This window comes from Nocardioides sp. (genome assembly GCF_035547795.1).
GTDB lineage: Bacteria > Actinomycetota > Actinomycetes > Propionibacteriales > Nocardioidaceae > Nocardioides.
This window is the reverse complement of sequence record NZ_DASZUF010000061.1, coordinates 1-7,892: the sequence shown is the minus strand read 5'-3', so window position 1 is coordinate 7,892 and position 7,892 is coordinate 1. Positions and strand designations below refer to the sequence as shown.

7 protein-coding genes are annotated in these 7,892 nt (G+C 71.6%); 5 read left to right on the top strand and 2 right to left on the bottom strand.

Going from position 1 to position 7,892, the window contains the following annotated elements; genetic code table 11:
- Positions 1 to 189: 189 nt before the first annotated feature.
- Genes VHA72_RS04570 through VHA72_RS04550 form a run of 5 tightly spaced genes read left to right on the top strand, consistent with a single transcriptional unit; the run spans position 190 to position 5,897 of the window.
- The gene (locus VHA72_RS04570; RefSeq protein ID WP_325573260.1) at positions 190 to 1,638 is read left to right on the top strand and encodes a hypothetical protein; all 1,449 of its coding nucleotides are present in this window, start codon (positions 190 to 192) and stop codon (positions 1,636 to 1,638) included.
- Between the two features lie 21 nt (positions 1,639 to 1,659).
- Positions 1,660 to 2,196, top strand: coding sequence for a hypothetical protein (locus VHA72_RS04565; protein WP_325573259.1), 537 nt, complete (start codon positions 1,660 to 1,662; stop codon positions 2,194 to 2,196).
- A gap of 7 nt (positions 2,197 to 2,203) precedes the next feature.
- On the top strand, positions 2,204 to 4,405 hold the full coding sequence (locus tag VHA72_RS04560; protein WP_325573258.1) for an ABC transporter permease: 2,202 nt from the start codon (positions 2,204 to 2,206) through the stop codon (positions 4,403 to 4,405).
- The gene (locus VHA72_RS04555) at positions 4,402 to 5,187 is read left to right on the top strand and encodes an ABC transporter ATP-binding protein (protein ID WP_325573257.1); all 786 of its coding nucleotides are present in this window, start codon (positions 4,402 to 4,404) and stop codon (positions 5,185 to 5,187) included. The genes VHA72_RS04560 and VHA72_RS04555 overlap by 4 nt, the downstream gene beginning before the upstream one ends.
- Positions 5,184 to 5,897, top strand: coding sequence for an ABC transporter ATP-binding protein (locus VHA72_RS04550; protein ID WP_325573256.1), 714 nt, complete (start codon positions 5,184 to 5,186; stop codon positions 5,895 to 5,897). Before VHA72_RS04555 ends, VHA72_RS04550 begins: the two co-directional genes overlap by 4 nt.
- On the opposite strand, the gene VHA72_RS04545 is transcribed toward VHA72_RS04550, so the two are convergent.
- Positions 5,888 to 7,204, bottom strand: coding sequence for an amidohydrolase family protein (locus VHA72_RS04545; protein ID WP_325573255.1), 1,317 nt, complete (start codon positions 7,202 to 7,204; stop codon positions 5,888 to 5,890). The two genes, VHA72_RS04550 and VHA72_RS04545, sit on opposite strands and share 10 nt — an antisense overlap.
- Positions 7,201 to 7,892: CoA transferase (locus VHA72_RS04540; RefSeq protein ID WP_325573254.1), on the bottom strand; the 692-nt coding region annotated here is incomplete at its 5' end. The genes VHA72_RS04545 and VHA72_RS04540, both read right to left, overlap by 4 nt.

The following is a 7,892-nucleotide window of genomic DNA, read 5'->3' as shown; positions in this document are numbered from 1 at the left end:
AGGAGCGGCCGTTACCTGGCCGTGACTTGGCCTGGAGTGTCGGGCTAGACATCGATGTCAGACGCGGCATGATCCGATATTGTGAGCCTCGCCACAAGGCAAGTCCAGCGACCCTGAGGCTGCAATGCCCCAGTTTTAGGGAGCAAGGTGTCCGCCATCCGCCGCCGGCTTCGCCGACCGGGGCGACCCTTGGCCTGGCTCGCGGCGACCGGGTTGGCGGTCTTCGGAGCGGTCGACGCCGGGTCGGCGAACGCCGACAACGCGCCGGCGCCGCCGGACTACACGTACTCGAGCGCGGTGACCGCGATCGGGGCCCAGGTAACGCTGCAGCGCAACCCGGACTTCTCCTCGCTGCCCGACCCGCTGGACGTCGAGGTGCCGCACTCCGAGGCGAAGCTCGACAGCTTCGGCACCTCGCAGGCGGACGGGCACATCGTGAACCTCAACGGCCTCGGCGGAATCCCGGGCCTGGTCTGCCTCGCCGCCGGCGCCTCGACCTGTGCGCAGATCCCGATCGGGCAGATCACCGCCGGCCTGATCCCGTCCTTCCCGCCGCCCGACCCGGTCGACGCGCACGCGTCGTACCCCGCGCACCAGAGCGCCAGCGCGCCGGTGCTCGGCAAGAGCCCGGCGTCGGTGTCGGTCGACCAGAGCGGGTTCGGACTGGCCGCCGCGTCGTCGCACGCCGAGGCACATCAGTACGACGCGTCGACGGTCGCTCGCGCGCAGAACCTCGACATCGCGGGCGTGGTGTCGATCGGCGCGGCGCGGACCACGACGTCGCAGACCGCGACCGCTGACGCGCTCACGACGACCGCGGTAGCCAACCTGTCGAACGTCGACCTCGGGGGCAAGCTGCTCCAGATCGGCCACGTGCGTTCCAGCACCACTGTGGAGTCCCGGCCCGGCAAGCCACCGAAGGACACCACGACCACGGTGTTGTCCGACGTCACGGTCGCCGGACTGGCCGCCACGATCGACGGGTCGGGCATCCACCTGAACGGCAACGGCCTGCCGGCCAACGTCGTCAAGCAGGTCGAGAAGGCGGTCAACCAGCTGCTGGCCGGGGCGGGAGTGCACGTCGCTCTGGCGAGCGTCACCCGCGGTGACGACGACAGCGGCCACTCGGTGGCGGCGTCCGGGTTGCTGATCACCTTCGACCGCAACGTCAAGGGCACCAACCCGATCACGGTCGCGCTTCCGCCGGGCGTGCCGTGCCCGATCCACTTCCCGGTCGGGGTGCCCGATCCTTGCTCCGGGGTCAGCTTCTCCCTGGACGGGGCCTACCACGGCCAGATCGCGCTCGGCCAGGTCGGCGTGGTCAGCATGGCCCAGCCCGGCGAGAACTTCGGCGGCACGGCACCCGGCGGCGTCGAGCAGCCCCCGGGTGGCACGGTGCCGCCCGGCGGGGCCAACCTCCCGCAAGGCGGCGGCTCGTTGCCGCCGGGCGGGTCCAGCCAGACCGGCGGCACCAGTTCCGGCGGGCCGCCGGTGGTCGCCCAGGGACAGCGCAACGTCGCCGACCAGCTCGAGAACGTCAGCGAGCGCCTGGAGTGGTTCTTCCCGTTGTTCGCACTGGGCGTGCTGGCATTGATTGGTAGGTTCCGGACCCCGCCACGGCTGCCCGGACCGAAGTAGGTCGAGAGGGGACTGCACACGATGGCATCGGCACGCGCCGTACCGGCGAGCCACACTGAGCCCGAGCGGGTGGAGGTCACCCCGTCGGTCGGCTTCGCCTGGCTGGTCGAGGGAATCCGGCCGTATCTCGGCTACCTGTTCATCGCCGCCGGGCTGATCGCGCTGTTCGTCGGCTGGTGGGGGGTGTCGGGCAACGCGCTGGTGGCCAAGCAGCTTCCCTACATCGCCAGTGCCGGCCTGATCGGGATCGTGCTGATCGCGATCGGCAACCGGATCTTCCTGACCAACGACCTGCGCCGTGACTCCGGCCGGCTCGACCGGCTCGAACAGATGGTGGCCGAGCTGCACGCGGTGCTGCTGGCGCGCACTGACGCGGTCGCTGCCGCGCCTGCGGCCAGCAGCGGCGGCAAGCCGTTCCGCGCGGTGCCCAGAGGCACCAGCTACCACCTGCCGGAGTGCTCGATGGTGCAGGGCAAGGACACCGTGGGGATCAGCCGCGGCGAGGTGACCAGCCGCAACCTCAAGCCGTGCCGGATGTGCCACCCGGACGCTGCCTGACCCTCGCATGACACTCGATCCGACTGCCGGCTTTCCGCGCCGCGAGTACGACGCCTGGCGCCGTCTGGTGGACCTGGTCCCCAGGCGGCTGCAGCATCCGGGCGTCTACGCCGGCGCCATCTTCGTGCTCTGGGTGCTGGCGGCCGCGCCCGGCCGCTGGTCCTACCTGGGGCAGCAGTTCGTCGCCGGCATGTCGATCGGTGCGATCGCCGCGCTCGGCGGAACCGGGCTCGTGGTGGCCTACCGCGCCACCGGGGTGTTCAACTTCGCGTTCGCCGGCATCGCCACGGTCTGCGCGTTCATCATGTACGAGCTCACTCAGAACAACGGACTGCCGGTCTGGCTCGGCCTGCTCATCGTCGTGCTGGGCGCCGGTCCGGCCATCGGCATGCTGATGGACCTGGTGGTCTTCCGGTCGCTGCAGCGCCGTTCGGCCGGCACCGCCGAGAAGCTCGTCGCGAACCTCGGGGTGCTGATCCTGCTGCTCGGCATCGGGGGCGTCATCTACGGCGAGACCACCTACCAGCCCAAGAACGTTTTCTCCGCGGGCCAGGCGTTCCAGCTCAGCAGCGGTGACAGCGCGGTCTCGGTGTCCTGGAGCGTCGTCGGCAACGTCGCGGCGATCGTGATCGCGGCCGGCGGGCTGCTCCTGGTCTTCCGCTACACCCCGCTCGGGCGCCAGGTCCGGGCGGTGGTCGACCGGCGCGGCCTCGCCGAGCTGTACGCGGTCAACGCCAACAAGATCTCGATGCTTTCCTGGGCGATCGCGGCCGCGTTCGCGGCGCTCGCCGGGGTGCTCGATGCTCCGATCGTCGGCTTGCAGAACGGCGCGCTCGCGTTGCAGGTGCTGCAGATCATCGGCGTGGCGGTCGTGGCGCGGCTGCGCAACATCGGGGTCGCGGTGGCGGCGGGTTTCGGGATCGGGCTGGTCGGCAGCCTGGGCTCGGCGCTCGTCACCCCGCACTACTGGTCGTGGCTGTCCTGGATCCCGAGCATTCCGGCGGACATCGACGTCCAGGTGCCGGTCCTCACCACGATCGTCTTCCTGCTGGTCTACCGCAGCCTCGACGAAGCGACCGGGGACGGGACGGCCGGGGTCGTCACCGCGACCTTCAGCCGGATCGCCCGGCGCAGCCCGGCCGCGACCGTGCAGGGGTTGCTGGCGATGGTGCTGGTCGCGGTGGTCGTCCCGGCGCTGCTCACCGACGGCAACCTCGCGATCGCGCAGGAGGTGGTCGCGTACTCGGTCGCCTTCCTCGCGATCGTGGCGATCACCGGCTACAGCGGCCACCTCTCGCTCGCGACCGCCGCCTTCGCCGGTCTCGGCGCCTACATCACGGTGCGGCTGCGCAACGGGCTGCTCCCGCTGCCGGTCTCGACCTCCATCCCGCACGTGCCCGTGCTGCTGGCGATGCTGATCGCGGGCTTGGTGGTGATCCCGATCGGGGTGATCGTCGGGTATCCCGCGCTTCGGCGCCGGGGGCTGATCCTCGGTTTGATCACGCTGGCCTTCGCCCAGGTGGTCGACGCCTTCGTGTTCCAGAAGCCGGACTGGACCAGCGGTCGCAACACCGGCCGTCCCGACCTGTTCGGCTGGTCGTTGTCCGGACCGCGCTCGTTCCTGTACTTCGAGCTCGTGGTGCTCGCGCTGGTGCTGCTCCTGGTGCGCAACCTTCGAAGCGGCGCGCTGGGGCGGGTGCTGGGCGCCATGCGCGACAGCGAGCGCGGCGCGGTCAGCGTGGGCATCTCGCTGCGCCGCTACAAGCTGCTGATCTTCGGTGCGAGTGCCTTCATCGCCGCGATCGGGGGCAGCCTGATCGTGCAGCAGGCCGGCACGTTGAACGTCAATCCCGACGGCCCGTTCTCGCCACTGTTCGGCCTGTACTGGTTCGGCGCCGTCGTGGTGTTCGGCCTGTCCTACCGGGTCAGCGCGATCCTCGGCGCGATCGTGTACATCGCGGTCGACGTGGCGGTCGGCCACAGCTTCGCGAGCCTGATCGTGATCGGGACGATCGCGTTGTTCATCGGCTACCTGCCCGGCGGGCTGATCGGCACGGTGCTGCGCTTCGTGCGGGGCGACGGCATCGGTCCCTCGCCGGCGCAACAGAGCCTGGGCGCCTTCGCCGCGGCCCGGGCCCGGGCCGAGACCGCGCCGCCTCCGGGACACGATCTGGAGCCGTCGCCGTTCGCGAAGGGGCTGCTCTCGTGAGCGCCCAGCGGCTGCCCGGAGCGGTGCTGGAAGCGCGCGGGATCAGCGTGCGCTTCGGTGGCTTCCTGGCGCTCAACGATGTTGGTCTGGTCGCCGAGCCGGGCCGGGTGACCTCCCTGATCGGACCGAACGGCGCCGGCAAGACCACTCTTTTCCACGCGATCAGCGGGATCCTCACCCCCGAGCGGGGCGAGACAATCCTCGACGGGCGCAGTCTGCGCGGGATGTCGCCGGACAAGCGCGCCCGAGCCGGGATGGCGCGCACCTTCCAGATCCTCGAGCTGTTCTCCGGCCTGTCGGTGGCCGAGAACCTCCAGGTTGCGGTCGAAGGCCGGTCGGCCAGCCGGATCTGGCGGGACCTGTTCTCGTTGCGCCACCCCGACAACCCCGAGGTCCTCCGGCAGGTGCGCGAGGCGATGGAGCTGGTCGGTATCACCGAGCTCGCCGACCGGCCCGCCGGGTCGCTGCCCACCGGGCTGTCGCGGCTGGTCGAGCTCGCCCGTGCGTTGTGCACCGAGCCGCAGGTACTGCTGCTCGACGAGCCGGCCAGCGGGCTGTCCGGCCCGGAGACCGACCGCCTGCACGCGGTGCTCACCTCGCTCGCCGACCTCGGCCTGACCATCCTGCTGGTGGAGCACGACATCGAGCTGGTGATGTCGTTGTCGAAGCAGATCTACGTGCTGGACTTCGGTGCGATGATCGCCCAGGGCACGCCCGCCGAGGTCCGGGCGAACCCGGTGGTGCGCGCGGCGTACCTGGGCACAGAGGCGGCGGCGGGATGAGCCGGCCCGCGCTCGAGGTCGAGAACCTTGCCGCCGGTTACGGCAAGGTCACCGTCATCCACGACCTGTCGATGACGGTGCCCGAAGGCGCGGTCGTTGCGCTGCTCGGTCCGAACGGTGTCGGCAAGACGAGCACCCTCGGGGCGTTGACCGGCACGGTGCGGTCGACCGGTGGGGCGATCCGCCTGTTCGGCGAGCGCATCGACGGGTTGTCGCCGTACCACCGGGCGAAGCGTGGACTCACGCTCGTCCCGGAAGGGCGAGGCATCTTCCCCGGCCTGACCGTCGGCGAGAACCTCGAGCTGGCCGCCGAGTCGGCGCAGGGGGTCGACGCGGCCTGGCGGCGCCGGCAGCTGTCGCGGGTGCTGGAGATGTTCCCGACGCTGGGCACCCGGATGAAGCAGCGTTCGGGCACCATGTCGGGTGGCGAGCAGCAGATGCTGGCGATGAGCCGGGCGTTCCTCGCCAACCCGAAGGTCCTGATGATGGACGAGATCTCGGCCGGTCTCGCGCCTCTGGTGGTCCAGATGCTCTACGACGCCGTCGAGCAGCTGAAGGCGGACGGGACGACGATCGTGCTGGTCGAGCAGTACCTCAGCTACGCGCTTCGCCTCGCGGACATCTGCTACGTGATGGCGAAGGGTGCGGTCACCTTCGTCGGCGAGCCCGCCGAGCTGCAGGGCGCGGGGGCCGGGATCAGCTACCTGTAGGTGGCATGCCAGGTGCGCGCGACGAGCTCGGCCCGAGGGTCGTCGAGGGCGTCGGCGAGCGGCAGGTGCAACAGCACGAGGTCGGAGGGCACGCCGGCGCGCACCCGGCGCGGGGGAGCGCTCAGCGCCTCGAGCGGCCGGAGGTAGCCCGAGAGCACCATCTTCGCGCTGACCCATTCCTTCATGTTCACGCGTGCGCCGCTGGCGCTACGACGGTCCCGCGCGGCGCGCATGACCGTCCATGGGTCGACCGGGCCGTACGGCGCGTCGCTGCTCGGCACCACCGTGACGCCGGCCGCCTGTAGCGACTCGTACCGGTAGAGGTCGGCGAGCTCGTCGGCCGGCACCTCGCCGAGGTAGCGGTCGCCGCGCTCGAAGATGAAGCCGGGTTGGGTCACGACCGCGACGCCGTGCCGGGCGAGCCGGCCCACCGCGTCCGCGTCCGCGACCGCGGCGTGCTCGATCCGGTCGCCGCGCACCGCTCCGATCTCGTCGAAGACGGCGAGGACGAGCAGCAGTGCCGCGCGGCTCACGCAATGGACGGCCACCGCCCGGCCGAGGACGCGGGCGTCGGCGATCTCCTCGCGCAGCTGGTCGTAGTCGGGGAGGTCGTGGTCGGCGATCACGATCTTGCGCGGCCCGACGATGCATTGCGCGGGTGCATCCTCGGCGAGCAGCTGCACACGTTGCGGCAGCGTCGGCGCCGCGAAGACGTGCTCACCGCCCGGACCGATCCGGGGAGTCGCGTCGGTCACTCCGGTGATGCCGTACGAGGACAGCTCGCGGCCGAGCGGTCCGAGATCGGGCATCTCGTCCTTCACCCGCGTCCGGAGCCAGTCGTCGAGGCGGAACAGGCGTCCGGTCGGGCGACCCCGGCCGTCTCGCTCGATGCCCGGCTCGTTCGAGTCGGCCGCGCCGACGGCGATCAGCGCGACCGTGTTGAGCGTCCACATCGCCCCGCTGCTGTGCTGGACCCGTACCGCGCGGTCGGGGGCGACCCGGTCGATCGCTGCCGCGTCGAGATCGTCAGAGCCGCCCACCGCGCGGATCCATCCGGTGCCCGCCGGCGCGCCGGAGAGCGCGTCGATCCCTCCGCTGACGTCGATCGAGGTCCGCGCCCGTGCGGTCGCCAGCAGATGGATGTGGTGATCGTGCAGCCCCGGCAGGAGCGCGCCCCCGCCCGCCTCGATCACCTCCTCGTTGCCCAGGGGGGCCATCGCGTGCGGCGAGACCTGGCGCACGAGCTGCCGGTCGAAGCGCACGTTGACCCGCCGGCCTTCGACCTCGGCGTCTCGGATGACGGTCACGGCGCGGGCCGGGGTGCGGGCTGCCGCACGGCGGTGAGGGCGCGGCCGTCGTCGACCTGCCAGACGCCGTCACGCTCGACGACCGACGCCTGCGGAGCCGGCGTGCGCGCGGCACGCGCGACGTCGTACATCGCGACGTCGTGCACGGCGCACCGGCCGGCCACGGCGCTCGCGAGGGCGGTGACCGCGGCGTGGACTCCGGTGAGGGGGTCGGCGAGCGCGTCGCCGGCGAAGACCGAGCCCGTCCCGAGCAGTCCGGCCGCGGCGGCGACGTCGTCGCCGTACCCGACCCGGTTGTGCGCCCGGCCGTAGGCAGTGATCGAGATCCAGCTGCACGCTTTCGCGACCGCTACGACGTCGGCCGGGTGGATGCCGAGCTGGTGCAGGGCCCGCGGGCGGGTCGACTCGATGACGATGTCGGCGCCGCTGAGCAGGTCGGCCAGCTCGGCGAGGCCGGCCGCCGTGTCCAGGTCGACGGTGACGTGGGTCGCCCCCGCGCGCAGCAACCGATGAAACGCGGGGGCCACCGACCGCGTCGGGTCGGGCCGCCGCGTGCTTTCCACGATGACCACCTGCGCGCCGAGCAGCCCGAGCAGATGGCCGCACAGCGGGCCGGCCCACAGCGCCGACAGGTCGACGACGAGCAGCCCGGCGGGCAGCGGTGACGGCGTGAGCGGCGCGGTGCTCG